The sequence below is a fragment of the Nocardioides aequoreus genome, from assembly GCF_000720335.1.
Lineage (GTDB): Bacteria > Actinomycetota > Actinomycetes > Propionibacteriales > Nocardioidaceae > Marmoricola > Marmoricola aequoreus.
In genome coordinates, this window is record NZ_JOJN01000004.1 from 392,782 (window position 1) to 418,108 (window position 25,327).

Annotated in this window: 26 protein-coding genes; 7 read left to right on the top strand and 19 right to left on the bottom strand. The window is 73.6% G+C overall.

Going from position 1 to position 25,327, the window contains the following annotated elements:
- Nucleotides 1-41 precede the first annotated feature (41 nt).
- The 5 genes from IG63_RS0110785 to IG63_RS22140 form a co-directional block, all read right to left on the bottom strand.
- On the bottom strand, nt 42-1,991 hold the full coding sequence (locus IG63_RS0110785) for an ABC transporter transmembrane domain-containing protein (RefSeq protein ID WP_051706560.1): 1,950 nt from the start codon (nt 1,989-1,991) through the stop codon (nt 42-44).
- The gene (locus IG63_RS0110790; RefSeq protein WP_030484381.1) at nt 1,988-3,724 is read right to left on the bottom strand and encodes an ABC transporter ATP-binding protein; all 1,737 of its coding nucleotides are present in this window, start codon (nt 3,722-3,724) and stop codon (nt 1,988-1,990) included. Before IG63_RS0110790 ends, IG63_RS0110785 begins: the two co-directional genes overlap by 4 nt.
- Before the next feature lie 111 nt (nt 3,725-3,835).
- A complete protein-coding gene (locus tag IG63_RS21515; protein ID WP_051706562.1) occupies nt 3,836-4,717 on the bottom strand; it encodes a CAP domain-containing protein in 882 nt (293 codons plus the stop codon).
- Nucleotides 4,718-4,750: 33 nt separating this feature from the next.
- Nucleotides 4,751-5,671, bottom strand: a complete 921-nt coding sequence (locus tag IG63_RS0110800) for a pseudouridine-5'-phosphate glycosidase (protein WP_030484383.1) — start codon at nt 5,669-5,671, stop codon at nt 4,751-4,753.
- Nucleotides 5,668-6,597 (bottom strand): carbohydrate kinase family protein, encoded by a 930-nt coding sequence (locus IG63_RS22140; RefSeq protein WP_036195215.1) that lies wholly within the window; start codon nt 6,595-6,597, stop codon nt 5,668-5,670. The genes IG63_RS0110800 and IG63_RS22140 overlap by 4 nt, the downstream gene beginning before the upstream one ends.
- A gap of 88 nt (nt 6,598-6,685) precedes the next feature.
- Between IG63_RS22140 and IG63_RS0110810 the strand changes: the two genes are divergently transcribed.
- The gene (locus IG63_RS0110810; protein WP_245604393.1) at nt 6,686-7,522 is read left to right on the top strand and encodes a GNAT family N-acetyltransferase; all 837 of its coding nucleotides are present in this window, start codon (nt 6,686-6,688) and stop codon (nt 7,520-7,522) included.
- A gap of 86 nt (nt 7,523-7,608) precedes the next feature.
- Nucleotides 7,609-8,166 (top strand): dihydrofolate reductase family protein, encoded by a 558-nt coding sequence (locus tag IG63_RS0110815; protein WP_425411786.1) that lies wholly within the window; start codon nt 7,609-7,611, stop codon nt 8,164-8,166.
- A gap of 37 nt (nt 8,167-8,203) precedes the next feature.
- Here IG63_RS0110815 and IG63_RS0110820 read toward each other — a convergent pair whose 3' ends face one another.
- The 3 genes from IG63_RS0110820 to IG63_RS0110830 are packed head-to-tail and all read right to left on the bottom strand — an operon-like array spanning nt 8,204 to nt 10,428.
- Complete coding sequence (locus IG63_RS0110820) at nt 8,204-8,845, bottom strand: GyrI-like domain-containing protein (protein ID WP_030484387.1); 642 nt, start codon at nt 8,843-8,845, stop codon at nt 8,204-8,206.
- A 16-nt stretch (nt 8,846-8,861) separates the two neighbouring features.
- Complete coding sequence (locus IG63_RS0110825) at nt 8,862-9,539, bottom strand: GntR family transcriptional regulator (RefSeq protein ID WP_030484388.1); 678 nt, start codon at nt 9,537-9,539, stop codon at nt 8,862-8,864.
- Complete coding sequence (locus IG63_RS0110830) at nt 9,520-10,428, bottom strand: DMT family transporter (RefSeq protein ID WP_030484389.1); 909 nt, start codon at nt 10,426-10,428, stop codon at nt 9,520-9,522. Before IG63_RS0110830 ends, IG63_RS0110825 begins: the two co-directional genes overlap by 20 nt.
- Before the next feature lie 50 nt (nt 10,429-10,478).
- On the opposite strand from IG63_RS0110830, the gene IG63_RS0110835 reads away from it, so the two are divergent.
- Entirely contained in the window at nt 10,479-11,117 is a 639-nt protein-coding gene (locus IG63_RS0110835) for a pyridoxamine 5'-phosphate oxidase family protein (RefSeq protein ID WP_030484390.1), read from the top strand.
- 22 nt (nt 11,118-11,139) lie between these two features.
- Here IG63_RS0110835 and rraA read toward each other — a convergent pair whose 3' ends face one another.
- Together rraA and IG63_RS0110845 are read right to left on the bottom strand one after the other, a co-directional pair.
- On the bottom strand, nt 11,140-11,631 hold the full coding sequence (rraA, locus tag IG63_RS0110840) for a ribonuclease E activity regulator RraA (protein WP_030484391.1): 492 nt from the start codon (nt 11,629-11,631) through the stop codon (nt 11,140-11,142).
- Nucleotides 11,632-11,668: 37 nt separating this feature from the next.
- The gene (locus tag IG63_RS0110845; RefSeq protein WP_030484392.1) at nt 11,669-12,220 is read right to left on the bottom strand and encodes a cysteine hydrolase family protein; all 552 of its coding nucleotides are present in this window, start codon (nt 12,218-12,220) and stop codon (nt 11,669-11,671) included.
- Between the two features lies 1 nt (nt 12,221).
- Between IG63_RS0110845 and IG63_RS0110850 the strand changes: the two genes are divergently transcribed.
- Together IG63_RS0110850 and IG63_RS0110855 are read left to right on the top strand one after the other, a co-directional pair.
- Nucleotides 12,222-12,710 carry an MOSC domain-containing protein gene (locus IG63_RS0110850; RefSeq protein ID WP_211249280.1) on the top strand — a complete coding sequence of 163 codons (489 nt, stop codon included), beginning with the start codon at nt 12,222-12,224 and terminating at the stop codon, nt 12,708-12,710.
- A gap of 10 nt (nt 12,711-12,720) precedes the next feature.
- Nucleotides 12,721-13,833 carry a DNA glycosylase AlkZ-like family protein gene (locus IG63_RS0110855; protein WP_030484394.1) on the top strand — a complete coding sequence of 371 codons (1,113 nt, stop codon included), beginning with the start codon at nt 12,721-12,723 and terminating at the stop codon, nt 13,831-13,833.
- Between the two features lie 12 nt (nt 13,834-13,845).
- Here the strand turns inward: IG63_RS0110855 and fdhA are convergent, their stop codons facing one another.
- The 9 genes from fdhA to IG63_RS0110900 all read right to left on the bottom strand — a co-directional run bounded on the left by fdhA (nt 13,846) and on the right by IG63_RS0110900 (nt 23,686).
- Complete coding sequence (fdhA, locus tag IG63_RS0110860) at nt 13,846-15,057, bottom strand: formaldehyde dehydrogenase, glutathione-independent (RefSeq protein ID WP_030484395.1); 1,212 nt, start codon at nt 15,055-15,057, stop codon at nt 13,846-13,848.
- 127 nt (nt 15,058-15,184) lie between these two features.
- Nucleotides 15,185-15,841, bottom strand: a complete 657-nt coding sequence (locus IG63_RS21520; protein WP_030484396.1) for an ANTAR domain-containing protein — start codon at nt 15,839-15,841, stop codon at nt 15,185-15,187.
- Nucleotides 15,842-15,964: 123 nt separating this feature from the next.
- Nucleotides 15,965-16,105 (bottom strand): hypothetical protein, encoded by a 141-nt coding sequence (locus IG63_RS22640; RefSeq protein WP_157210109.1) that lies wholly within the window; start codon nt 16,103-16,105, stop codon nt 15,965-15,967.
- Nucleotides 16,106-16,174: 69 nt separating this feature from the next.
- A complete protein-coding gene (locus IG63_RS0110875; RefSeq protein WP_051706566.1) occupies nt 16,175-18,031 on the bottom strand; it encodes a GH39 family glycosyl hydrolase in 1,857 nt (618 codons plus the stop codon).
- On the bottom strand, nt 18,028-19,641 hold the full coding sequence (locus IG63_RS0110880; protein WP_030484398.1) for a glucoamylase family protein: 1,614 nt from the start codon (nt 19,639-19,641) through the stop codon (nt 18,028-18,030). The genes IG63_RS0110875 and IG63_RS0110880 overlap by 4 nt, the downstream gene beginning before the upstream one ends.
- A gap of 30 nt (nt 19,642-19,671) precedes the next feature.
- A complete protein-coding gene (locus IG63_RS0110885; RefSeq protein WP_030484399.1) occupies nt 19,672-20,496 on the bottom strand; it encodes a carbohydrate ABC transporter permease in 825 nt (274 codons plus the stop codon).
- 5 nt (nt 20,497-20,501) lie between these two features.
- Nucleotides 20,502-21,380 carry a carbohydrate ABC transporter permease gene (locus IG63_RS0110890; RefSeq protein ID WP_030484400.1) on the bottom strand — a complete coding sequence of 293 codons (879 nt, stop codon included), beginning with the start codon at nt 21,378-21,380 and terminating at the stop codon, nt 20,502-20,504.
- 21 nt (nt 21,381-21,401) lie between these two features.
- Nucleotides 21,402-22,691, bottom strand: a complete 1,290-nt coding sequence (locus IG63_RS0110895; protein ID WP_030484401.1) for a sugar ABC transporter substrate-binding protein — start codon at nt 22,689-22,691, stop codon at nt 21,402-21,404.
- Entirely contained in the window at nt 22,688-23,686 is a 999-nt protein-coding gene (locus IG63_RS0110900; protein ID WP_030484402.1) for a LacI family DNA-binding transcriptional regulator, read from the bottom strand. The genes IG63_RS0110895 and IG63_RS0110900 overlap by 4 nt, the downstream gene beginning before the upstream one ends.
- A gap of 117 nt (nt 23,687-23,803) precedes the next feature.
- Here IG63_RS0110900 and IG63_RS20665 point away from each other — a divergent pair, with 117 nt between their 5' ends.
- Both IG63_RS20665 and IG63_RS0110910 read left to right on the top strand, forming a co-directional pair.
- Entirely contained in the window at nt 23,804-24,580 is a 777-nt protein-coding gene (locus tag IG63_RS20665) for a class I SAM-dependent methyltransferase (RefSeq protein WP_051706567.1), read from the top strand.
- A gap of 21 nt (nt 24,581-24,601) precedes the next feature.
- A complete protein-coding gene (locus IG63_RS0110910; protein WP_051706569.1) occupies nt 24,602-25,315 on the top strand; it encodes a peptidylprolyl isomerase in 714 nt (237 codons plus the stop codon).
- The last annotated feature ends 12 nt before the right edge of the window (nt 25,316-25,327 follow it).

Sequence of the window (25,327 nt, forward strand, 5' to 3'; positions counted from 1 at the left end):
ACACGATGGTTGTCGGGCGCCACCATCGGCGGCCGTCGGTCTCAGTCGACGGCGGCGCTGAGCTGGGAGCGGTAGAGGCGCGCGTAGGCGCCGTCCGCGGCGAGCAGGGCGTCGTGCGTGCCCTGCTCCACGATGGCGCCGGCCTCCATCACCAGGATGAGGTCGGCGTCGCGGATGGTGGAGAGCCGGTGGGCGATGACGAAGGAGGTGCGGTCGGTGCGCAGCGCCCCCATGGCGCGCTGCACGAGGAGCTCGGTGCGCGTGTCGACCGAGCTGGTGGCCTCGTCGAGGATCAGCAGGTCGGGGTCGGCCAGGAAGGCCCGCGCGATGGTGACGAGCTGCCGCTCGCCGGCGCTGAGGTTGTCGCCGTTCTCCTCCACCGCGGTGTCGTAGCCGTCGGGGAGCGAGTGGACGAAGCGGTCGACGAAGGTGGCGCGCGCGGCCGCCAGCACCTCCTCCTCCGTCGCGTCGGGGCGCGCGTAGGCGAGGTTGTCGCGGATGGTGCCCTCGAAGAGCCAGGTGTCCTGCAGCACCATCCCGGTGCGCGAGCGGAGCGCGGCCCGCGGCATGGTCGCGATGTCGACGCCGTCGAGGGTGATGCGGCCGGCGTCGAGCTCGTAGAAGCGCATGACCAGGTTGACCAGCGTGGTCTTGCCGGCGCCGGTCGGGCCGACGATCGCCACGGTCTGGCCCGGTCGGGCGACCAGCGAGAGGTCGCGGATCAGCGGCCGCTCGGGGTCGTAGGAGAAGGCGACGCGGTCGAAGACCACCTCGCCGCCACGGCCGCGGGGGGCGCGCTCCTCCAGCTCGACCGGCTCCGGGGACTCCTCGGGGGCGTCGAGCAGCTCGAAGACGCGCTCGGCCGACGCGACGCCCGACTGCAGCAGGTTGGCCATCGAGGCGAGCTGCGTGAGCGGCTGGGTGAACTGCCGGCTGTACTGGATGAAGGCCTGCACCTCACCGATGCTCAGCGCGCCCTGGGTGACCCGGAGCCCCCCGACGACGGCGACCGCGACGTAGCTCAGGTTGCCCAGGAACATCATCAGCGGCATCACCAGGCTGGAGACGAACTGCGCGCGGTACGACGCGTCGTGGAGGCCGTCGTTGTGCTCGGCGAAGCGTCGCTCCACCTCGGCCGTGCGCCCCAGCACCGTGACCAGCGCGTGGCCGCTGATGGACTCCTCGATGTGGGAGTTGAGCTCGCCGGTACGCCGCCACTGGGCGACGAACTGCGGCTTGCTGCGCCGCATCACCACGGTGGTGACGAGCACCGAGAGCGGCACGCTGACGAGGGCGATCAGCGCCAGCAGGGGAGAGATCCACAGCATCATGCCCAGCACGGCGACGACCGTGAGCAGCGCGGTCAGCAGCTGGCTCAGCGTCTGCTGCAGGGTCTGGCTGACGTTGTCGATGTCGTTGGTGACGCGGCTGAGCAGCTCACCGCGCGGCTGCCGGTCGAAGTAGGCGAGGGGCAGCCGGTGCACCTTGTCCTCGACGTCACCGCGCAGCCGGCGCACCAGGCCCTGCACCACGCCGGCCAGCACGTAGCCCTGCAGCCACGCCAGCGCGGCGCCGGCGACGTACACCGCCACCACGAGGAGCAGCGCGCGGCCGACGGCGTCGAAGTCGACGCCCTGGCCGGGCACGACGTCCATGCCGGAGACCAGGTCGGCCAGACGGCCCTCGCCCGAGGCGCGCAGGCCGGCGACGGCCTCCTCCTTGTCGAGCCCCGCGGGCAGACGGCGTCCGAACATGCCGGCGAAGACCAGGTCGGTGGCGTCACCGAGGAGCTTGGGCCCGAGGGCCGTGAGCACGACGCTGGCGACGCCTGCCAGGCCCACGACCACGACGCGCAGCCGGTACGGCGCCAGCCGCGCCACGAGCCGTCGTCCGGACCCGGCGAAGTCCTCGGCCTTGGCCCCGACCGCCGGCGCGCCCATGGGACCGGGTCGTTGCACCTGCGGACGCTCGGTGGCCTTGAGGTCGCTCATGCCGCGCTCTCCCCGGCCGCGAGCTGCGAGGTCACGATCTCGGCGTAGGTCGCACAGGTCTCGAGCAGCTCGTCGTGCGCTCCGGTGCCCACCACCCGGCCGTCCTCGAGCACCACGATGAGGTCGGCCTCCCGGATGGTGCTGACCCGCTGCGCGACGACGATGACCGTGGCGTCGGCGGTGACCGGGCGCAGCGCCGCGCGCAGCCGTGCGTCGGTCGCCACGTCGAGCGCGGAGAAGGCGTCGTCGAGCAGGTAGATCTCCGGACGCCGGACGACGGCCCGCGCGATGGCGAGCCGCTGCCGCTGCCCCCCGGAGACGTTGGTGCCGCCCTGCGCGACCGGCGCCTCGAGACCCTCGGGCATCGCCTCGACGAAGTCGCGCGCCTGGGCCACCTCGAGCGCGTCCCAGAGCTCCTCGTCGGTGGCGTCGGGGCGGCCGTGGCGCAGGTTGGAGGCGATGGTCCCGGTGAAGAGGAAGGCCCGCTGCGGCACCAGGCCGATGCGCGACCAGAGCACCTGCGGGTCGAGGTCGCGCACGTCGACGCCGTCGATGCGGACGCGGCCTGCGGTGACGTCGAAGAGCCGGGGGAGCAGGCTCATCAGGGTCGTCTTGCCGGCGCCGGTCGAGCCGACGACGGCGACGACCTGGCCGGGTCGCGCCGAGAAGGTCACGTCGCTGAGCACGGGCGCGTCGGCACCCGGGTAGGTGAAGCCGACGTGGTCGAGGTCGACGTGGCCGCGCTCGCGGACCTCGGTGACCGGGTGCTCCGCGACCACCAGCGAGGTCCGGGTGTCGAGCACCTCGCTGATGCGGTCGGCGCAGACCGCGGCGCGCGGGATCTGCATGAGCACGAAGGTGCCCATCATCACCGACATCATCGCTTGCATCAGGTAGGCGATGAAGGCCGTCAGCGCGCCGACCTCCATGGAGCCGTCGTCGACGCGGTGGCCTCCGAACCAGATGATGGCCACGGTGCCGAGGTTGACCACGAGGAGCACCAGCGGGAACATCGCGGCCATCCAGCGACCCGCGGAGATCGCCACGCCGGTCAGGTCGTCGTTGGCCCGCGCGAAGCGCGCCGCCTCCAGCGGCTCGCGGACGAACGCGCGGACCACCCGGATGCCCGTGATCTGCTCACGCAGCACCTGGTTGACCGTGTCGATGCGCGCCTGCACCTGGCGGAAGAGCGGGACCATGCGCCGCGCCACGAAGCCGATGGTCACCACCAGGGCCGGCACCACCACCGCGAAGATCCACGAGAGTCCCAGGTCGACCCGCATCGCCATGAGCACGCCGCCGACCAGCATGATCGGGATCGTCAGTCCCATGGTGCAGGTGAGCATGGCCAGCATCTGCACCTGCTGCACGTCGTTGGTGGTGCGGGTGATCAGGCTGGGGGCGCCGAAGTGGGCGACCTCGCGCCCCGAGAAGGACATCACCCGTCCGAAGACGGCGCGACGCAGGTCGCGGCCGAAGGCCATCGAGGTGCGGGCGGCGTACCACGCCCCGACGACGGCGCCGGCGACCTGGACCAGCGAGACGCCCAGCATCACCATCCCGGTCCGCACGACGTAGCCGGTGTCACCGGTGGCCACGCCCCGGTCGATGATGTCGGCGTTGAGGCTCGGCAGGTAGAGCATCGCGAGCGTCGAGACCAGCTGGACGACGAGCAGCGCGGTCAGCGCACCCCGGTAGGGCGCGAGGTAGGTGCGCAGCAGCCGGGGGAGCATCAGCGCCGCCGACCCGTGGCACGGGTGACGGGACCGGACGGGTCGCGGCGCTGCACGACTCGAGGCTAGGTCAGCCGCCCCGACGGCGCTCGCGCGTCTGCTGCCGCTGGCTCAGCCGCGACCGAACATCTGCACCCAGTAGCTGCGGTACCGGCTGCCGTCGACCACGGCGTGGCCGACCCCGATGTCGACCATGTCGGGGCTCATCAGGTTGGCGCAGTGGCCGGGGGAGTCGAGCCAGCCCTGCACCACGTCCGCCGGCGTGACGTATCCGGCAGCGATGTTCTCCCCGCCGGCGCTGTCGTAGCCGGCCGCCTCGGCCCGGTCCCACGGGCTGCGGCCGTCGGCGGAGGTGTGGTCGAAGTAGCCGCGCTCGCCCATGTCGCGGGCGTGCTCGCGGCTGGCCTGCGAGAGCCGGTCGTCGGCCCGTAACGGCCTCGCGGCGGCGTACTGCTCGTCGCCGCAGCTGCGCGCGGAGCGCCGTGCCTCGTTGACCAGGCGCACCACCTCGAGCTCGACGTCCGAGGTGGGCGCGGGCGGGGTGACGACGCTGTCATGGCGCTGGACGACGAGGCGGCGGGGCTGGGTCGTCAGCGACCGCGACGCGCGCGAGGCGGCGACCCGGAGCCGCAGCTGACCGTCGAAGCCCCTGGAGGTGTCGACGCGGAAGGCGACCCGGCCGTCGCCGTTGGTGCGTGAGCGCGCGACCGTCGTCCAGCTGTCCGTCCCGGCGGCGCGGCGCTGCAGACCCACGGTGCGGGGGGAGCGGGCGGTGGCCCGGCGCACGTCGACGCGCACCCGCACCACCTCTGCGGTCCGCACCGAGAGCGGCGCCAGCGACCAGCCGGCGACCTGGGTCCGCTGCTTGGCGGCCGCCGCCGGGCTGCCGACCGCGCCGGCCGCGGTCAGACCGAGGACCAGGAGACCGACGAGGAGTCCGGTCGTGGTCGGGCGGTGGGCACGGGGGTGACGAGGGCGCGACAGCACGGGCACGACGCCAGTATGCCGCTAAACGGACATATTGGGTCAGTCTCCGCGGTACTCCCGGGCCACGGCCGCCCCGAGGCGGGCGTTGTGCCGCACCAGGGCGATGTTGGTGCGCAGCGACGCGCCGTCGGTCAGCTCGACGATCCGCCCGAGCAGGTACGGCGTCGCCGCGCTGCCGGTGATGCCCAGCGACGCCATGTCGGCGAGCGCCCGGTCGATGACCCCGGCCATCTGCTCGGTCGGGATCTCGTCGTCCACCGGCACGGGGTTGGCGACGACGACACCTCCGTCGAGGCCCATCGACCACTTGGCGCGCATCAGGGCCGCCACCTCGGCGGCGCCGTCGACGCGCAGGGGGGCGGCGAAGCCGCTGGAGCGGGAGTAGAACGACGGGAACTCCGTGCTGCCGTCGACGAGCACCGGGACGCCCTGGGTCTCGAGGTACTCCAGCGTCAGGCCGATGTCGAGGATCGACTTCACCCCGGCGCACACCACCGCGACCGAGGTGCGGCCGAGCTCGACGAGGTCGGCCGAGACGTCGAAGCTCTGCGGCGCCCCGCGGTGCACCCCGCCGAGCCCGCCGGTCACGAAGGTCTCGATGCCGGCGAGCGAGGCCAGCCGCATGGTCGCGGCCACCGTGGTGGCGCCGTGCAGCCCGCGCGCCACGACGTACGGCAGGTCGCGCACGCTGACCTTGCGCACGCCGTCGTCGCTGGCCAGCAGGGTGAGCGCGTCGCGGTCGAGCCCGACGTGCGGCCGCCCGCCGAGCACCGCCAGTGTGGCCGGCACGGCGCCACCGTCGCGGACGACCTGCTCGACCTCGACCGCCATCTCCACGTTGTCGGGGTAGGGCATGCCGTGGCTGATGATCGTGCTCTCCAGCGCCACGACCGGGGCGCCCTCGGCCAGGGCCTCCGCGACCTCGGGGGCGTAGGTGAAGTCGGGCCGCAGCGCGGTCATGGGGTGCTCCTGTCGTCGAGGGGGAGGACCGAGCGCAGGTCCGGGCGGACGGTGTGGGGCGAGGCGACGGTCGCGGCGGCGGCCAGGTGACCGAGGCGCACGGCGTCGTCGAGCGGTCGACCCTGCAGCACCACGTGGCAGTACGCCGCCAGCATGGCGTCGCCCGCACCGGTGACGTCGACGACCGGGCCGTCGACGCGCGCGTGCTGCCGAGGTCGCCCGCCGGCGGTGCACAGCAGCGAGCCGTCGCGACCGCGGCGTACCCACACGTGCGTGACGTCGCCGAGCCCGGCCGCAGCGGCGGCCAGCTCCGCGGGAGCCGCGCCGGCGAGGTCACGGCCGACCAGTGCACCGAGCTCCGTGGTGTTGGGGGAGAGCGTGTGCAGCGGGCGACCACGCAGGGCACCCGCCAGGCGTCGTGCCTTCGGCGCGCTCACCGGGTCGAGCACCACCGGGGCGCCGGCCTCGCCGGCCAGCTCGAGGGCCGCCACGAGCGCGTCGGGGCGCAGGTTGCCGTCGAGCACGACCAGCCCGGCCGACGAGACGGCTCGGCGGGCCGCCAGGACGGCCTCGGGACCGACCAGGTCGCTGGCCTCCATGTCGGCGACCGCCACGGCCAGCTCGCCCTGGTCGTCGAGCACCGCCGTGTAGCTGCCGGTGCGGGGGGCGCTGCGCCGGACGAGCGACACGTCGACGCCGGCGGCCTCGGTCTCCGCGAGCACCTGGCGTCCGGCGTCGTCGCCGCCGACCACCGAGACCAGCGTGGTCGGCGTGCCCAGCAGCGCCAGCGCGGCCGCCACGTTGCGTCCCACACCTCCCGCCGCGGTGACGGTCGTGCCAGGGTTGCTGGTGCCCGGCTCGAGGGCCGCGGTCGACCGCGCCTTGACGTCGAGGTTGGCCCCGCCGACCACGACCGCCCTCGTCACGCCGGGCACCCTACCGACGCCACGGACCCCGTGACGGACCGACACCGACACCGGAGGACCCGTGCCGATCACGCTCGAGACACCCCCCGTGGCCGACCTGGACCGCGTGGTGGCCGAGCTGGGGCAGTGGCAGCGCGAGGGCTCGTCGATGCAGCTGCACCCGGGGGACCTCGGCTGGTTCTGGCGCCACGGCGCCACCGCCACGGCGGCGGCCCTGCGGACCTGGCGTCGCGACGGACGGCTCGTGGCCGTGGGCCTGCTCGACGGCGACGACCTGCTGCGCATGACGCTCGCCCCCGACGCGACGGACGACGACGAGCTCGCCGCACGCGTGGCCGCCGACGTCAGCACGGTCGCCGCCGGCGTGCTGCCGGCCGGGACGGCGTACCTGGAGGCCCCGGCGACGGCCCGGGTCCGCACCACGCTGCTGGAGGTCGGCTGGCAGGTGGACGCCCCCTGGACCGCACTGCGCCGCGACCTCGCCGACCCGGTGCCCGACACCGGCCTGCGGGTCGAGGTCGTCACGTCGTCGCGGGTCGGCGACTGGACCGGCGTCGTGGCCTCGGCCTTCGGCTCGTCCCGGCCCGCCGAGGAGCGCTGGCACGCGATGGCGGCCGGCACGCCGTACGCCGGTGCGCGCAGCCTGGTGGGCTACGACGGCGACGTGCCGGTGGCCGCCGCGACGGTCTGGTCCGCCGGGCCGGGGCGGCCGGGGCTGCTCGAGCCCCTGGGCGTGCACGCCGACCACCGGGGCCGGGGGCACGGCACGTCGATCAGCGTCGCCGCCGCGGCGGCGCTGCGGGAGCTCGGCTGCTCCAGCGCGCTCGTCAACACGCCCAGCGCCAACGTCGCGGCCGTGGCGACGTACGAGGCGGCGGGCTTCGTCAGGAGCAGCGAGACCACCGACCGACGACGCGACGCCTGAGCGATGACTTCCCGTGGCCGCGCAGGTCTGCCACCGTCGAGGTCCCACCGGAGGAGGCCGGCACCGTGCGACGACTGACCCTGGCCATGAACGTGAGCCTCGACGGCTACGTCGCCGCGCCGGGCGGCGACCTCGGCTGGAGCGCGCCGAGCGACGAGCTCTTCGCGTGGTGGTCCGACCGGGTGGCGGCGACGAGCCTCGCGCTCTACGGGCGCGGACTGTGGGAGTCGATGAGCTCCCACTGGCCGACGGCCGACCAGCAGCCCGGCGTCACGCCGGCGCACGCCGAGTACGCCCGGCGGTGGCGCGCCATGCCGAAGGTCGTCTTCTCGAGCACCGCCGGCGCGGTCGACGGCGCCCGGCTGGTGACCGGCGACGCGGTCGCCGAGATCGCGCGGCTCAAGGCCGAGGACGGCGGCCCGATGGACATCGGCGGTGCCACGCTGGCCGCCGCGGCCGTGCGAGCCGGGCTGGTCGACGAGTACGTGCTGGCCACGGCGCCGGTGCTCGTCGGCCGCGGCACGCGCCTGATCCCCGAGCTGGACAGCTGGGTGCAGCTGCGTCTGCTGGAGACGCGCACGTTCGACGGGGGCGTGGTGGTGACCCGGTACGAGACCCGGCACAAGGCGCCTGAGCGCTCGTGACGCGTTCCTCGACATTGAGCCGATAAGCGACATTATGTCAACTACCGGAGAGATCGTCCTCCCCGCCCTCGCTCACGACAGGCTGCCGCACGATCGTGCGACGTCGCTCCGGCGGCACCCGCCGGAAGTGGCTGAGGTAGATCTCGTGGTGGCGGCCACCGAGCCGCAGGCCCTGGGACGCGGCGTGGTCGTGGATCCGCTGCACGACCTCGGCCTCGGCCTCGAACGACCCGACGTGCAGCGTCTGCAGGCAGCTGCCCTCCGAGAGCGTCTCGCAGCGGACGTCCTCGATCCGAGGGCTGCGACCCTTGCTCCGGACCGCCGCGACGGCCGCGTCGTACGCCGCCTCGTCGAGCCAGTCCGGCACCAGCAGCATCAGCCGCCAGCGCCACTGCGCGCGGTCGCACGCGACGGTGAAGGCGTCCATGTCGTCGGCCCACCACAGCCCCTCCAGCGGCGGGACGACGTAGTCGCGGTCGAGCTCGCGGCGGCTGGCGGCCTTCATCGCGTAGGCGACCGGGTAGAGCGACTCCACGGACTCCGCGAAGCCCGGGTCGCTGGGGTCACCCCGGCCGTCGAGCACCAGGTAGGTCAGGTCGGGCACGTCGACCAGCCGGAGCTCCCCCTGCCGTGCGCGGTAGGACTCCAGCGACTTCCTCAGGTCGGTCTTGGCGGCCATGTGCTCGAGCCCGACCCTACGTCCGCTCAGGCCCGCGCCCCCCGAGGATGAGCTCGGTCGAGTGCTCCAGGTGCGCGCGCACGGCCTGCTCCCCCTGCTCCTGCACCCGCGCGAGGTGGTCGCGGTGCTCGACGACCAGCGAGTCGGGCGAGTACGCCGGGCGCACGTGCACCAGCACCAGCAGCAGCTCGGAGCGCAGCCGGGCGTGCGTGGCACTGAGCCGGCCGCTCCGCGCGGTGTCGACGACCGCCTGGTGAACGTCGGCGTGGGCACCGGCCACGGCCGGCCAGTCGTCGGGCCGCGCCCTACCGACCCGGGCCAGGTCCTCGAGCGCCTCCTCCACGGGGCCCACGACGCCGGCGGGCCACGCCGTGCCGTGGCGCTCGCGGGTGAGACGGACCGCCTCGCTCTCCAGCGCGCAGCGCAGCTGCTGCAGGCCGCGCAGGTCGTCCTCGGCGAGGGTGGTGACGCGAGCCCCGCGGTAGGGCGCCAAGGTGACCAGCCGCTCGTCGGCCAGTAGGGCCAGGGCGGCGCGCACCGTGTGCCGGGAGTGCCCGGTCCGTGCGGCGAGCTCCTCCTCGCGGACCGCCTCCCCCGGCGCCAGCCGCGCCGCCAGGATCTGCTCCCGCAGCGCGTCGGCGAGCTGCGCGGCCGCCGTCGGGCCGGGTGGCGTCTCACGCCGTCGTGGCGACACGCGGACTCCTCCCCGGCAGCGCCAGCAGGGCGAGCCCGGAGGCGAGCACGACGAGGCCGACGGCCGGCACGGCGCCGAGTCGCTCCCCCAGCAGCCCGACACCGAGCAGCGTCGCGCACAGCGGCTCGGCCAGGGTGAGCGTGGCGACCGTCGTGGCGGGCAGCCGCGCCAGTCCCCAGCCGAAGAGCAGGTAGGCCACGGCCGTGGTGACCACGCCGAGCCAGAGCACCAGCACCAGCCCCGAGGGCTCGAGCATCCAGCTGGGTCCGAGCAGGAGCAGCAGCGGCAGCGCGGCTGCGGCGGCGACGCCGAACATCGTCCCCATCACCCGGGCCGAGCCCCACCCGCGGTCGAGCAGCTCCTTGCCGGTGACCGCGTAGACGGCGTACGACGCGCCCGCGCCCACCGACCACAGGACCCCGGCCCCGCCGACGCCACCACCCTCGCCGAGCAGCCCCGAGACGAGCGCCACCCCGCCGATGGCCAGCGCCGTCGCGAGCAGCCAGCGCGCCTCCGGCACGCGGCGGCGCAGGCCGGTGTCGAGCAGGCCGGTGACCACCGGCGCGGAGCCGAGCGCCACGACGGTCCCGACCGCGACGCCGTTGGAGTCGGTGCCGGCGAAGAAGCACGGCTGGTAGGCCAGCACTCCCACGGCGCCCACCAGCACCAGCACGCGCGTGGGGACCCGCGCCAGCACGCCCGTCGTACGACGGCGCGACGCGCCGGCCCGGGTGCCGAGCAGCGCCCAGGCCGCGAGCAGCCCGCCGCCCAGCAGCACCCGCGCCAGGCCGATCGACTGCGGAGAGGCCGTGAGGTCGGCCAGCTCCTGGGCCGTGCCGGTGGTGGCGAAGCAGAGCGCGGCCAGCAGGACCGCGACGACGGGACGCACTCAAAGATTGTTGCACAATGTTCCGCCTCATCGTGAGGCATGCTCCGCTCATGGAGCCGACCGTCCCTGCCCGGATGCCCGAGAAGATGTCGCGCGACCGCGCCGAGCTCGACGCCCTGCTCGCCTCGACGGTGCTGGCCCACGTCGCCCTCGTCGACGACGACGGGGCACCCGTCGTGATCCCGACGGCGGCCGTCGCCTGGGGCGACCGGCTGCTGGTCCACGGCTCCACCGGATCGCGCTGGATGCGCCGGGTGGCGCAGGGGGCACCCGTCGCCGTCTCCGTCGCGGCGATCGACGGCGTGGTCGTCGCGCGGTCCGCCTTCGAGTCCTCGCTGGTCTACCGGAGCGCGGTGCTGCGGGGGCGCTTCACCCGCCTGCAGGGCGAGGACAAGGAGTCGGCGCTCGACGCGGTCACCGAGCGGCTCCTCCCCGGCCGCACCCAGGAGGTACGCCGCTCCACCCGGCGCGAGCTGGCGGCGACGATGCTGCTGGCCATGCCGATCGAGAGCTGGACGCTGCGCGTCTCCGAGGGCTGGCCCGACGACCCCGACGACGACGTCGCGGGTCCGGCCTGGGCCGGCGTGGTGCGACTCGGGACTCCCCCGACCTCGGTGCACGCGGCGCCCGACCTGCGCGACGACATCGGGGTGCCGCCGTCGGTCGGGCGGATCACGGGGGTGCGCTGAGCACCCGCGGATCCCGCGCGGGTCAGGCCGGCAGCACGACGACGCCGTCGTCGTCGCTGACCAGCGTGCGACCGGGCAGGAACTCCACGCCGCCGAAGCGCACGATCACGTCGCGCTCCCCCGCCCCCGACTTGGCGCTCTTGCGCGGGTTGGAGCCGAGCGCCTTGACCCCCAGATCGAGCGTGCCCAGCACGGCGGCGTCGCGCACGCAGCCGTTGATCACCACGCCGGCCCAGCCGTGCTCGACGGCGGAGGCGGCGATGAGGTCGCCCATCAAGGCGGTGTGCAGCGAGCCGCCGCCGTCGACGACGAGCACGCGGCCTTCGGCCGGCTCGGCGAGCGCCGCCTTCACCAAGGCGTTGTCCTGGTGGCAGCTCACGGTGCTGATGGTGCCGCGGAAGGCGGTGCGGCCGCCGTACTGGCGCAGCTGGAGGTCGCAGGACTGCAGCGCCTCCTCGTGCTCGTCGTAGAGGTCGGCGGTGGCGGGCACGTCGTGGCCGGGCGTCTCGGTCATGCCCTGAGCATGCCCCACGCACGCGGCACTGTAAGGCTCACAGCCGCACCTCGGACGCCGTGGCCGTGTCGGCGGTGCGGCCGGGCCCCGACTGGAAGCCCCAGTAGAGGTTGGTGTGCGCGATGACCTGCTCCGGCCGTGGCGCGCCGTAGTCGGTGAGGTCCTCCGTGGTGTGGGCGTCGGAGACGAGCGTGACGTCGTAGCCCCGCACGAAGCCGCCGTGGATGGTGGCACGGATGCACGCGTCGGTCTGGGCGCCGGTCACCACGAGCCGGCCGACGTGGCGCTCGGCGAGCACCTGCTCGAGGTCGGTCTCCTCGAAGGAGTCGCCGTGGCGCTTGGCCACGAGCGGCTCGTCGTCGCGACGCGGCGTCAGCTCGGGGGCGAGCTCCCACGCGGGGCTGCCCTCGACCAGCCCGTCGTCGGAGTGCTGCACCCAGACCACGGGCGTGCCCTGGGCACGGGCCCGCTCGACGAGGTCGTTGACGCGCGCCAGCACGTCGTCGCGGTGGGGAGCCCCCTCGATGACGCCCTGCTGCAGGTCGACGACGAGCAAGGCGGTGCTGGGGCGGTCGGTCAGACTGGTCATGGTGAGCACCCTGCCACCGGCCACCGACAGCGATCCCGCCCTCGCGCGTCGGCAGCCGGACCCCGTCTTGACCGCGATCCACCTCGCCCCCGGGCGGCGCCTGCCGGTGCGGGCGGTCGGCGAGGCCCGGGCGGAGACCGGCCACGGACTGACCGGCGACCGCTACGAGGACGCCCGGCACCGGCACCTGACCGTGCAGTCGGCCACGCAGCTCGCCGACGCCGCCGCCCGGTGGGGCCGCCCGATCGAGCCCGGCAGCACCCGTCGCAACCTCACGCTGAGCCACGGCGAGGTGCCGACCACGCCGGGAGCCCGCCTGCGGGTCGGCGAGCTCGAGCTCGAGGTCGTGCGGGTCGCGGCCCCCTGCCGGATCCTCGACGACTCGGTGGGACCCGGCGCCGCGGAGGCACTGCGCCGTCGCGCCGGTGCGGTCTGCCGGGTGCTCACCGGCGGCGACGTGCGGGTGGGCGATGTCGTGACCTTCCTCTAGCGTCCGCGGCATGGAAAGGCTGACCCGCGAGCAGGCACGCCGCATCGCCGTGCGTGCCCAGCTGCTCGACCTGCCGCGGCCCACCGACCTGCTCGACGTCGTACGCCGCCTGACCCTGCTCCAGGTCGACCTCACGGCGCACGTCGCGCCCAGCGCCGAGCTCGTGCTCTGGAGCCGGCTCGCCACGTTCGAGCGCGCGGACCTCGAGGAGGCCATCGGCGACGGCTCGCTGGTCGAGCTGGCCGGCGTACTCCGGCCCGCCGAGGACATCAGGCTCTATCGCGCTGACATGGCGGCGTGGCACTCCCCCGAGCCCCCCGAGGTCTGGATGCGCGGCGCGCAGGACTGGATCGCCCTCAACGACACCGCCCGCCTCGACCTGCTCGACGAGCTGCGCCGCGAGGGCCCGCTGCCGGCGAAGGCGCTCCCCGACACCTGCGAGGTGCCCTGGCGGTCCTCGGGGTGGACCGAGGGCAAGAACGTGATGAAGATGCTGGAGATCATGGAGGCCCGGGGCGAGGTGGCCGTCGCGTCGCGCGAGGGCCGCACCCGCTGCTGGGACCTCGCCGAGCGGGTGTGGCCCGACGACCCCGACGACGCCCCCGACGCGGCGGCGGCCGTGGCCGAGCGCGACCGCCGCCGGCTCGCCTCGCTCGGCATCGCGCGCGCCCGGGCCCCCAAGACGCCGCAGGAGCCGGACGGGGTCGGCGCTCAGGGCACCACGGTCGAGGTCGAGGGCGTCCGTGGCACCTGGCAGGTCGATCCCGAGCAGCTCGCCCGCCTCGACGAGCCCTTCGATGGGCGGGTCGCGCTGCTCTCGCCGATCGACCGGCTGGTCTTCGACCGCAAGCGCCTCGCCGAGCTGCTCGGCTTCGACTACCAGCTCGAGATGTACAAGCCCGTCGAGGCGCGACGGTGGGGCTACTGGGCCATGCCGGTGCTCGTCGGCGACCGGCTCGTGGCCAAGCTCGACGCCTCCTCCGACCGTCGTGGCGGCGCCTTCCGTGTCGCCGCGCTGCACGAGGACGAGCCGCTCGACGACTCGACCCGCGACGCGATCGAGGCCGAGGTCGCCGCGCTGGCGGCGTACCTCGGCCTCGAGCCGGTCGACGAGCGCGACTAGGGCCGTCCCGGGTCAGGCGACCATGCCGTGCGGGTCGATGACGTACTTCGTGGCGGCCCCGGCGTCGAACTCCTGGTAGCCCCGGGGGGCGTCGTCGAGGCTGATCGTCTTGGCGTTGACCGCCTTCGCGATGTGCGCCCGGTCGGCCAGGATCATGTTCATCAGCTTGCGGTTGTACTGCTTGACCGGGCACTGACCGGTGACGAGGACGTGCGACTTGGCCCAGCCGAGACCGAGCCTGACACCGATCTGCCCCACCTTGGCGTGCTCGTCGACGCCGCCGGGGTCACCCGTGACGTAAAGCCCCGGGATGCCCAGCGAGGCGCCGGCCCGGGTGATGTCCATGATGTCGTTGAGCACCGTGGCGGGCGCCTCGCCGGCGTCCTTGCCGTGACCGCGGGCCTCGAAGCCCACCGCGTCGACCGAGGCGTCGACCTCCGGCTCCCCCACCACCTGCTCGATCATGTCGACCAGCTTGTCGCCGCTGGAGAGGTCGACGGTCTCGCACCCGAAGGAGCGGGCCTGGGCCAGGCGCTCCTCGACCATGTCGCCCACGATGACGACGCTCGCCCCCAGCAGCTGCGCGGAGTACGCCGCCGCGAGGCCCACCGGGCCCGCGCCGGCGACGTAGACCGTCGACCCGGTGGTGACGCCGGCGGTGTAGGCACCGTGGTAGCCGGTCGGGAAGATGTCGGAGAGCATCGTCAGGTCGAGGATCTTCTCCAGCGCCGCGTCGCGGTCGGGGAAGCGCAGCAGGTTGAAGTCGGCGAAGGGCACCAGCACGTACTCCGCCTGGCCGCCCACCCAGCCACCCATGTCGACGTAGCCGTACGCCGCTCCCGCACGCGCCGGGTTGACGTTGAGGCAGATGCCGGTCTTGCCCTCGTTGCACATGCGACAGCGGCCGCAGGCGATGTTGAAGGGCACCGAGCAGATGTCGCCCTCCTTGACGAAGAGCACGTCGTCGCCGACCTCGACCACCTCGCCGGTGATCTCGTGGCCGAGCGTCTGGCCCTCCGGCGCGGTGGTGCGACCTCGCACCATGTGCTGGTCGCTGCCGCAGATGTTGGTGGTGACCAGCTTCAGGATGACGGCGTGGGGGGCGGCGCGCTTGATCCCCATGCCCTCGGCCACCTCTTGCGGGATCTCGAGCTTCGGGTAGTCGACGCTCTCGACCGCCACCTTCCCGGGGCCCTTGTAGACCACGACACGGTTTCCGGACATGTGTGCCTCCTCCTCCGTCCTCGCGGACGGGGCTCTGGACGCCGGACGTGACCGGCGTCACAGTCCGACACAAGCACCGTCACCCAAAGGTGACAAGGGTTCCCGGGCGCCGCTCGGTGGTGGAGGCTCAGGTGGCGATCTGGTGGCTGCCGGGAGGCAGGTCGTCGTGCCCGCCGCTGAGGCGCCGTCCGACGCCCTCGATGAGCTCCATGAGGGGCACCCGGCCACCGCGGGGGGCCGCGCCCATCGCCCTGCTGACGTGCTCGGAGAGCACGTTGAGCTTGACGTTGTGCATGTTGGACTGCTGCCGCACCAGCGCGAAGGCCGTGACCTCGTCGATCCGGTAGGTCACCATCAGCGCGCCCTTGACCTGCTCGATCGCGCGTCGGTGCCGGGTGGCGGCGTCGACCGCGGCACGGGTGGCCACCCGCACCTCCTCGGTCACGTCGGTGGAGTAGCCGCGCAGCTCCACCGCGTTGCCGTCGTCGTCGCGCACGACGTCGCCGACGAGGGCGAAGACGGCCATGCCCCTGCTGTCGGTGCGCATCGGGTACTGCCCCGCGAAGCCGGTGCGGCTCTCGATGGCCTCGCCGAGCCGGGCGACGTACTCCGTCCGCGCGGGCTCGGGGATGCGCTCGACCAGCGGCGCGAGGTCGTGGACGTCGTCGCTGCCGGCGTCGAAGAGCTCGAGCAGCTCGGGCTCGATCGTCCACTCCTCGGTGGCGAAGACGTAGCGCCACCGCCCGAAGAGCGGGCGGTCGGCGGGATCACGGTGAGGGCTCAACGATCGCCTTCCGGGAACGACCTGACAGGGAGTGGCCACTCTGCCGGACCAGGAGCCGGGGCTCTGGGCACAGTCTGCACAATCCCCGTCGGGCAACCAAGCGCGGGGTGCACGGGTGTCCGATCAGCGGCGGCGCATCAGCATCCGTGCCAGCACGAGCACGACCAGGACGACGAGCACGATCACGATGATGCGTCCCACGGGGATCTCCTCACGCTGTGGCGCGCCCGGGCCGGTGCGCTCGCGCCGACCGTACGTCGCCACGAGCCCGACCGCACCCGGGCGCCACGCAGTGGCGGGGGGCCGCCACCGCTCCTCCGCCAGCGCCGGACCTCAGCCCGGGGCCTCCCGCAGCGTGAGCAGCGCGAAGGACGGCATCGGCAGCGTAGCCCGCAGGCGCAGCACGCCGTCCTCGTCGGCGACCGCCGTGCTGACCTCCTGCTCCAGGCGGTCGGCGCGACGCAGCACCTCCCACTGCTCCTCGGTCGGCCAGGCCTGGCCCTCCTCGCGCATCCGGTGCCACGTGCCGGCCAGGTCGGCGTGGTCGGCGTCGACCCGCTCCTCGATGACGGCGTACGTCGTCCCGGGCCGGAGGTCGCTCACCTCCACGACGACGTCGCGGTCGAGCGGGGCGTGGCCGGCCGCCTTGCCCTGGTCGAGCGTGGCGTTCCACACCAGGACGCCGATGGAGCCGTCGTCGTCGACCGCGGCGACCGACTCGACCAGCGAGCCGCCGCCGTCGCCCTCGTAGGTCACCTCGAGACGGTGCTCCCCCAGCCGCTCGAGCAGGGCCAGGGCCCACCAGCGCGGCTTGCGCAGCTCGCCGACGGTGCGCAGGCCGAAGCCGCCGTGCAGCAGCGCCGGCGGACGGCCGAGCTCCTCGAAGTGGTCGGAGACCACCCAGTACGACAGCGCCTCGATGCGGTCCATGGCCGAGGCCATCCCCCGCAGCAGGAAGGTGCCGGAGAAGACCGCGTCGCTGACCTCGTTGAAGTGCGTCGGCGTGACGCCCCACTCGGTCCACCAGATCGGAGTGCCGGCGCGACCGTGCCGCTCGAGCATCGGCCGGAAGTCGAGCGGCGGGCTCCCGTAGGTGTGCGTGGAGAGGAAGTCGACCGGCGAGCCGGTGCGGCCGGCGTGCGCGAGCAGCTCCTCGCACCACCCGGACGCCGCGCTCGACGGCCCGCCGACCACGAGGCGCTCGTCGACCGAGCGGACCGCGTCGGCGGTGACGTCGTAGAGCCGGAGGTACTCCGCCGGGGTGCCGGACCAGAAGACCTCGAGGTTGGCCTCGTTCCACACCTCGAAGGACCACTTCTCCACCACCTCGTCGCCGTAGCGCTCGAGCAGGTGCGCAGTGAGGTCGCGCACCAGGTCGTACCAGCGCTGCCAGTCCTTCGGCGGGCTGATGATCGCGCGGTAGTCGAAGACGGTCTGCGAGGGGTCGCTCGCCAGGTCGTGCGGCATGTACGACACCTCGACGACCGGGTAGAGGCCGAGGGAGCGCACGTGGTCGTAGACCCGGTCGACGCCGCTGAAGTCGTGCACGGGCTCGCCGTCGACCTCGCGGTAGACGCCGAGGTCGTCGCAGAGGATCGCGTGCGCGCGCACCGACTCGACGCCGAGCTCGTCGTGCGCGGCCCGCAGGGCGGCACTGAGCTCCTCGCCGATCGCGCGTCCGCCCGTGGTGTCGGTCGACACCGTGTGGGAGAGGTGCTCGCTGCCGATCATGGGGCGCCACGGGCGGGCCAGCGGGCCCACCCGCTCCCCCACCCGCACGGTGACGGGGCCGGCGTCGTGACCCGGGGTCGCGGGCACCGGCTCGGAGAGCGGACCTCCCACGTGCACGTCGCTCATCGACTGCACCCGGTACCACCGCTCGCGACCGGGCGTGCCGGTCGTGTCGGCGTACGGCGGGTGCGGCACCGACCTGACGTCGCCGCTGAGGTGGTCGAGCTCGGCCCAGGGCCCCTCGGGACCGGTGTCGGAGACGTGCAGCAGGTAGCCGATCGCGCCGGCCACCGGCTCCCAGGTCAGCGTCACCTGGGAGCCGCCGGCGACGGCCTCGAGCCCGCCCGGGGCCGGCAGCTCGGGTGCGTCGCCGCCGAAGGCCTCGCCGCTGGCCAGGCCGATGCGCGCCTCCCAGTCGGACCGGGCGCTGTGGTCGCGCGTGGACTGGTCGGTGGTCATCGGCGTCCCTCCCGGTCGCGCACGTTGAAGGTCTCCAGGCCCATGACCGGCTTGAGGCGCCGCTCCATGCCGCCGCGCGCGGTGTGCTCGCGCAGCGTGTCGTCGGCCAGCGCGTTGCCGAGCGCGGCGACGATCATGCCCTGGTCGAGGGCGAGGTACTCGCGCGAGACGTCACCGCTCCTGGTGCCCACGGCGTCGTAGAAGCCTCCGGGACCGTAGGCGCCGAAGTCCTCGCGGATGTTGGCCAGGTTGCGCAGGGCCTGCCGGGGCGCGAAGCGCATCGCCAGGAAGGAGGCGTGCGGCGTCACGACGCCGTCGCCGTAGTCCGCGGCGGTCGGGGCGGGCTCTCCCGCGCGCCCGCACTCCTCCCAGGGCTGCTCCCAGTCGGTGCGCTCCTGGTCGGAGGTGTAGCCCGCGCCGTCGAGGCCGAGGGCGTCGACGCCGTACTCGCGGTAGCCCCCGGCGGGGTCGTTGGAGGGCGAGAAGCCCCAGTAGCCGTAGCCGGCCTCCTCCATGCCGTGCTCGATCTGGCCCTTGACGAAGAGCGGGTGGTTGCGGCCCCACGAGCGCTTGCCCCAGCGGTCCTCCGGCACGAAGAGGGGCACCATCAGCGCCTCGAACATGCTGCCGCCCCAGCTGGGGACGACCTGCATGCCGCGGTACCGCAACGCGCCCTGGAAGACGTCGACGCCGCGGTGGCGCTCCCAGCGCCCCACCGGCGGGGCCTCGGTCCAGGACCAGTCGCAGGTGTCGCCCGGGAAGGTGCGGAAGGTGCCGAAGTAGTGCTTGGCCGGCACCTGGCCGGCGGCGATCGCGACGTACGACGCGATCCGCGACTCGCTGTTGAAGGCGCCGTAGTGGTGGCCGGTGTACCAGACGTCCTGGCCCATCCCGCAGTAGTCGCCCGTGACGGCGGCGTCGTTGGTGGTCGGCTCGTCCCAGAAGCCGCCGCGCATCTGGCCGCCCTGGCCCTCGTCGGGGTTGTAGAAGCAGCTGAAGTCCATGCTCTCGCGCACGGCGTCCGCCTGCCGCGCGAGCCGCTTGTCGGCGTTGCCCGCGATCAGCAGGCCCGTCGCGAGCCAGCCGTTGTCGACGCTGGAGAGGAACTGCTCGAGCTCGGCCTCGTCGCCGGGGAAGACCTCCAGCCGCTCGCCGGTGGTCTCGTCGTACCAGTTGTAGAACATGCCGGAGCCCTCGTGGCGCTGCATGCCCGAGAGGGTGGTGAGGGTCCGCTTCATCCGGCGGTGCGCCTCGTTGCGCGAGATCAGGCCGGTGTCGCGGGCGACCACGGTCGACCAGAGGTAGGCGCCGATGTTGGTGGGCGAGGTGTAGCCGCTGCGGGTGGCCGGGTCGAGGTCGCCGCCGATGTTGTCGGCCGGCAGCCCGGTGGAGCGCGGCGTCAGCGCCTCGAAGGAGCGCCAGGTGTCCGCGAGGTAGCGCTTCATGACCGCGCGCTGGTCCTTGCCGGGCTTGCCGGGCTTGGCCGGCTTGCTCTGGGTGGCGCGGTCGCTGTCGGCACTGGCGGTGCCCGCCGGCACGCCGGCCAGGGTGCCGGCCAGCACGAGGCCCACCCCTCCTGCCAGCGCGCGTCCGAGACGTCGGGACTTCATCGTGGGTCCAGCTCCTTCGGTGGGGGTTCTCTACTTGAAGCCCGTCGTCGCGATGCCCTGCATGATGTAGCGCTGCAGCAGCAGGAAGACCGCGATGACGGGGATGACGACGACCACCGAGCCGGCCAGCAGCAGGCCGTAGCGGGTGGCGTTCTCGCCCACGGCGTACAGCGCCAGGGCGACGGGCAGGGTGTAGCGGTCCTCGCTGGTGGCCACGACGAGCGGCCAGAGGAAGTTGTTCCACGAGGACAGGAAGGTGAGCACGCCGAGCGTGGCCAGGGCGGGCCCGCACAGCGGCAGGATCACCGAGAAGAAGATGCGCAGCTCGCCCGCGCCGTCGACCCGCGCGGCCTCGATCAGCTCGTCGGGCAGGCCCAGGACGTACTGCCGCATCAGGAAGACGCCGAAGGGCCCCGCCACGAAGGGCAGGATCATGCCCAGCAGCGTGTCGGTGAGCCCCAGGTTGGTGGTGAGCACGAAGAGCGGCACGAAGGTCACGACGCCGGGCACCATCAGGGTGCCGAGCACCAGCGCGAAGAGCACCCGGCTGCCGGGGAAGCGCAGCTTGGCCAGCGCGTAGCCGAGCATCGAGCAGAAGACCATGTTGCCGGCGGTGACGGCGAGGGCGACGACCGCGGAGTTGAGGAAGAAGCGCGGGAAGTCCAGCCGGCTGAAGAGCGTGCCGTAGTTGTCCAGGGAACCGTCGGCGGGCCAGAAGGTGTCGCCGGCGCGCACCTCGGCGTCGGGCTTGAAGGAGCCGAGCACCATCCAGACGAAGGGCAGCACGGTCACGACCAGGCCGACGGTCAGCACGAGGTAGAGCCAGCGGGGGGTGCGGTGGGAGGTGGCGGCCATGTCAATCAGTCCCTCTGCCGCAGGAGCCGGAACTGGAGCGCCGTCAGCAGCACCACCGCGAGGAAGAGCAGGTAGCTCGCCGCCGCTGCGTAGCCCCAGTTGCCGAAGCCGAACTGGTCGAAGGTGAAGTAGCTGACCGACCGCGTCGAGTTCAGCGGCCCGCCCTCGGTCATCACGAAGGCCTCCTCGAAGAACTGCAGGTAGCCGATGCCGGTGATGACCGCACCAAAGAGCAGCACGGGCTGCAGCATCGGCAGCGTCACGGCCCGGAAGCGCTGCCAGGCGCCGGCGCCGTCGACCTCGGCGGCCTCGAGCACGTCCTTGGGCACCGTCTGCAGCCCCGCCAGGAAGATCACCGTGAGCGTGCCGAAGTTGCGCCATACCGCCATCACGACGAGGGAGGGCAGCGCCAGCGACGTCGAGTCGAGCCACGCCGGACCGTCGATGCCGACCCAGGCCAGGACGCTGTTGAAGCCGGTGCCCTCGCGGTAGAGGAACTTCCACACCACCGAGACGGCCACGATGCTGGTGACGACCGGCAGGTAGAAGCCGACCCGGAAGAAGCCGCGCAGCCGGGTGACCCGGTTGAGGGCCACCGCCACGGCCAGAGCGACCACCATCGTCAGCGGCACGCCCAGCACCAGGTAGAGGAAGGTGTTGACCGTGACCTTGCGGAAGGTCTCGTCACCCAGCAGCGCCGCGAAGTTCTCCAACCCCACGAAGTTGACGTTGAAGGGCGTGCGGACGTCGGTGCGCCGGATGTCGGTGAAGCTCATCGCCAGGCTCGCGACGACCGGTCCCGCCGTGAAGACGAGGAAGACCAGGGTGAAGGGCAGGGCGAGGACCCACGCGGCGACGGCCTGCCGCCGCCGCGTGGGGTCCACGGTGCGCGTGCTGGGCACGGGTCAGAGCCCGGTCCCGATCGACGCGGCCTCGGACTGCATCTCCGAGACGGCCTCCTCGGGGTCCTTGACGCCCTTGGCCACCTCCTCGGTGCGCGCGTCGATGACCGCCGCGACCTGCTCCCACGTCGGCACGGCGGGAGGCGAGACCGCGGTCTCGAGCTGGGTGGCGAAGACCTGCAGCTGCTCGTCGTCCGCGAGCTCGCCGGTCTCCCACGCCGACTGCACGGAGGGCAGCGAGCCCACGAGGTCGTAGAAGCCCTGCTGGGTCTCCGGCTGGGTCAGCCACTGCACGTACTTCCAGCCGCCCTCGGGGTTCTCGGCGTCCTCGAAGACCGCCAGGTCGCCGCCGCCGACGAAGGAGTCGCCGGGCAGGCCCTCCGCGCCGGGCACGGGGACGACGGCGTAGTCGTCGGGCGAGACGCCGGCCTCCTCGACCAGGGCGGTGTGCCAGGGGCCGGAGATGAAGCTGGCGATGTCACCGTCGGCGAAGCCCCCCTCGAGCTGGCCCGGGTCGAGCAGCCCGGTGCCCGAGAGCCCGTCGGCGTGGAAGGAGCTGTAGAACTCCAGCGCCTCGGCCATCTCCGGGCTGTCGATCGTGTACTCCTCGCCCGCCTCGTCGGTGAGCTCGGCGCCGTTGCTCCAGGCGAAGGGCAGCATCGTCTGCCAGCCACCGGTCTGCCCCGGCTGGAGGTTGATCCCCTGCTCCGCTCCCCCGGCCTTGAGGTCGGTGGCGAACTCCTTGAGCTCCTCCCACGACTCGGGGGCCTGGTCCCAGCCGGCCTCCTCCGCGAGGTCGGTGCGGTAGTAGAGCACGCGGGTCTCGACGTACCAGGGCACGCCGTAGGACGTGCCGCCGACCTCGGTGGAGCCCCACGCGCCGGGGAAGAAGTCGCCCTCGTCGACCAGGCCCTCGGGCGTCGGCATCAGGCCGCCCGCGGCGGCGAACTCGCCCATCCAGGTGGTGCCGACCAGGGCGACGTCGGGGGTCTCCCCCGCGGTGATCGCGCTCGAGAGCTTGTCGTGCGCCGCGTCCCACGGGATCGCGGTGACCTCGACGTCGGCGTCGGGGTTCTCCTCCTCGAAGGCGGCCGAGAAGTCCTCGAGGGCCTCGCCCTCCGCGCCCATCGCCCAGACCTCGATCGTGCCCTCGGCGGGACCGTCGGCGATGGCGGCGCTCTGCTCCTCGCCTCCGGCCGTGGACTCCTCGCGGCCGCAGCCGCTCAGGACGAGCGCGGCGGCGCTCAGCAGCGCGAGCGGCGTACCGAGGCGGCGGGTGGTGGACCTTCTCATCGTGCAACCTTTCGGGGGGTGGGTGAGCTGGTGGTGTCTCGGGGGACGAGGGTCGTGGGCAGCACCTCGTGGGCGACCTCGACGCGGGCGCCGGAGATGCGCTCGTCGAGCAGCCGGGCGGCGGTGGCGCCGATCTCGCGCATCGGCTGCCGGACGGTGGTGAGGCCGGCGTACCGCGCCGCCATGACGTCGTCCCAGCCGGTGACGACGACGTCGTCGGGCACGCGCACGCCGCGCTCGGCGAGAGCACCCAGGAGACCCAGGGCCATCTCGTCGTTGGCGCACACCAGCGCGTCGGGCAGGTCACGGGTGCCGAGCCCGGCCGCCAGGTGCTCGCCGGCCGCCTCGTCCATCTCGGTGACGGGCCACAGCCGCAGCCGCGCGCCCCGCTCCGCGACGACGGCGGCGACGCCGGCGTGGCGCTCGGCGACGTCGGGGCCCGAGCCGGGGTCGCCGACGAAGGCGACGTCGGTGGCGCCCGTGTCGAGCACGTGGTGGGCCAGGGCGCGGGCTCCGTCGAGGTTGTGGGCGCGCACGCTGTCGATCCCGTCGAGGGAGGGCCGCGCCACCAGGACGACGGGGGTGCCGCGCCGGACCATCGCCGTCACGGCGGCGTCGCTGATCGTCTGGCCGAGCACGACGAGGCCGTCGCACCGCTCGGCCATCGCGGCCACGGCGCGGTCGGCGTCGTCGCGCCCCGCGGTGGAGAGGATCAGCACGGAGCGGCCGAGCTCGCCGGCCACCGCCTCGTAGCCCAGCACCACCTCGGCGAAGTAGGGCCCGGAGAGGTCGGGGAAGACGATGCCGTTGGCGGCGTGACGCCGCTCCGCGAGCTGGCGTCCGAGCTGGCTGGGCACGTACTCGAGCCGCGAGGCCACCGCCTCGACGCGCTCCCGCGTCTCGACGCGCACACTGCCCGGGTCACGCATGGTGCGCGACACGGTGGCGATGCTGACGCCGGCCTCGCGGGCGACGTCGCGGATGGTGGCGCGCATGCGGCTCCTCGTCTGTAACCGGTTTCAGAAACCGGTTACAGACTCTGCACGTGGCGCACGTCACATGTCAACCCCGAGCGGCGCCGGCCCGCCCGGTCCCCGGCCTAGGGTCGGCGGGTGACCCTCCCCCTCTGGCAGCAGCTGACCTTCCTCTCCCCCGTCTCCGAGCAGCGGGCCGAGACGCACGTCGCGTGGCTCGCCGAGGGCCTCGGCGCCGGCACGGTCGCCGACGTGGGGTGCGGCTGGGCCGAGCTGCTGCTCCGGGTCGTCGCCCGGGCGCCGCGGGCGCGCGGCCTCGGGGTCGACCTCGACGCCGACCGGGTCGAGCACGCCCGGACGGTGGCCACCGAGCGCGGGCTTCGGGACCGGGTGGAGCTCGTGGCCGGTGCCGGTGTCGAGCACCTTCCCGAGCGCGTCGAAGCGCTCGTCGCGGTGGGGGCCAGCCAGGTGTGGGGCGCGACGCCGGAGGTCGGCCCGGACGACGCGTACGACCAGCCCCTCGACTACACCGCCGCGCTGCGCGCCCTGCGCCGTGCGGTGCCGCGGGGCGGGCGCGTCTACTACGCCGAGGCCGTCTGGTCGCGGCCGCCGACCCCCGAGGCGGTGGCACCCCTCGGAGGCCGCGACGACGAGCTCGTCGCCCTCCCCGAGCTGCTCGACCTGGCCAAGGAGGCGGGCTTCGGCGTCCTGGGATTCGGGGAGTCGACCCTCCAGGAGTGGGACGACTTCGAGTCCGGCTTCGCGGCCGGCCACGTCGCCTGGCTCGCCGCCCACGAGCCGGACCACCCCGAGGCGGCCGCGGTGCGCGAGCGCGCCGACCGCCAGTACGCGGCGTACCTCCGGGGCTACCGCGGCGTGCTGGGCTTCGCACACCTGCGGCTCGTCGCGCTGTAGCACTGGCTAGCATCTGCGGCGATGACCTCCCTGCCGACGCTGCGCCGCGCCCTCACCGCCCCCGCTCTCTGCCTCGCCCTGCTGGGCCTCGCCGGCTGCGGCGGGCAGGAGACCGAGACCCCCACCGCCGAGACCGGCTCGTGCGACTACCCCGAGGCCGCCACCGCCGCGGCCAAGGAGGTCGACCCGCCGCCGGCCGACCCGCCGGCCGAGCCCCCCGCCGAGGTGACGCTGCAGACCGACCGCGGCGACATCCCGCTGAGCCTCGACGCCGACGAGGCGCCCTGCACCGTCAGCTCGTTCCTCTCGCTGGCCGACCAGGGCTACTTGGACGACACCACCTGCCACCGGCTCACCACCGGTGGGCTGAGCGTGCTCCAGTGCGGCGACCCCACGGGCACCGGGAGCGGTGGCCCCGGCTACAGCTTCGCCGACGAGCTGGTCGAGCAGGACCCCCGCCTCCAGCAGTGCACCGGGCAGGTCGACCCCACCAGCGGCGCCGAGGTCTGCACCTACTCGGCGGGCACCCTGGCCATGGCCAACGCCGGTCCCGACACCAACGGCTCGCAGTTCTTCCTGGTCTACAAGGACAGCCAGCTGCCGGCCGCCTACACCGTCTTCGGCCGGATGAGCGCCGCGGGTCTCAAGGTCGTCAGCGACATCGCCGCCGACGGCAACGCCGCCGACGGGGTCGCTCCCAAGGAGCCGGTCACCATCACGGGCGTCGCCGACTGACCCGTAGGGTCG

Coding starts and splice junctions, on each gene's coding strand:
- IG63_RS0110895 (WP_030484401.1), bottom strand. CDS start 22,691: ATGAGAAGGTCCACCACCCGCCGCCTCGGTACGCCGCTCGCGCTGCTG.
- rraA (WP_030484391.1), bottom strand. CDS start 11,631: ATGACCGAGACGCCCGGCCACGACGTGCCCGCCACCGCCGACCTCTAC.
- IG63_RS0110820 (WP_030484387.1), bottom strand. CDS start 8,845: ATGGCCGCCAAGACCGACCTGAGGAAGTCGCTGGAGTCCTACCGCGCA.
- IG63_RS0110880 (WP_030484398.1), bottom strand. CDS start 19,641: ATGAAGTCCCGACGTCTCGGACGCGCGCTGGCAGGAGGGGTGGGCCTC.
- fdhA (WP_030484395.1), bottom strand. CDS start 15,057: ATGTCCGGAAACCGTGTCGTGGTCTACAAGGGCCCCGGGAAGGTGGCG.
- IG63_RS0110855 (WP_030484394.1), top strand. CDS start 12,721: ATGGAAAGGCTGACCCGCGAGCAGGCACGCCGCATCGCCGTGCGTGCC.
- IG63_RS0110815 (WP_425411786.1), top strand. CDS start 7,609: ATGAACGTGAGCCTCGACGGCTACGTCGCCGCGCCGGGCGGCGACCTC.
- IG63_RS0110785 (WP_051706560.1), bottom strand. CDS start 1,991: ATGAGCGACCTCAAGGCCACCGAGCGTCCGCAGGTGCAACGACCCGGT.
- IG63_RS0110900 (WP_030484402.1), bottom strand. CDS start 23,686: ATGCGCGCCACCATCCGCGACGTCGCCCGCGAGGCCGGCGTCAGCATC.
- IG63_RS0110875 (WP_051706566.1), bottom strand. CDS start 18,031: ATGACCACCGACCAGTCCACGCGCGACCACAGCGCCCGGTCCGACTGG.
- IG63_RS0110845 (WP_030484392.1), bottom strand. CDS start 12,220: ATGACCAGTCTGACCGACCGCCCCAGCACCGCCTTGCTCGTCGTCGAC.
- IG63_RS0110790 (WP_030484381.1), bottom strand. CDS start 3,724: ATGCTCCCCCGGCTGCTGCGCACCTACCTCGCGCCCTACCGGGGTGCG.
- IG63_RS0110835 (WP_030484390.1), top strand. CDS start 10,479: ATGGAGCCGACCGTCCCTGCCCGGATGCCCGAGAAGATGTCGCGCGAC.
- IG63_RS0110910 (WP_051706569.1), top strand. CDS start 24,602: ATGACCTCCCTGCCGACGCTGCGCCGCGCCCTCACCGCCCCCGCTCTC.
- IG63_RS0110800 (WP_030484383.1), bottom strand. CDS start 5,671: ATGACCGCGCTGCGGCCCGACTTCACCTACGCCCCCGAGGTCGCGGAG.
- IG63_RS0110885 (WP_030484399.1), bottom strand. CDS start 20,496: ATGGCCGCCACCTCCCACCGCACCCCCCGCTGGCTCTACCTCGTGCTG.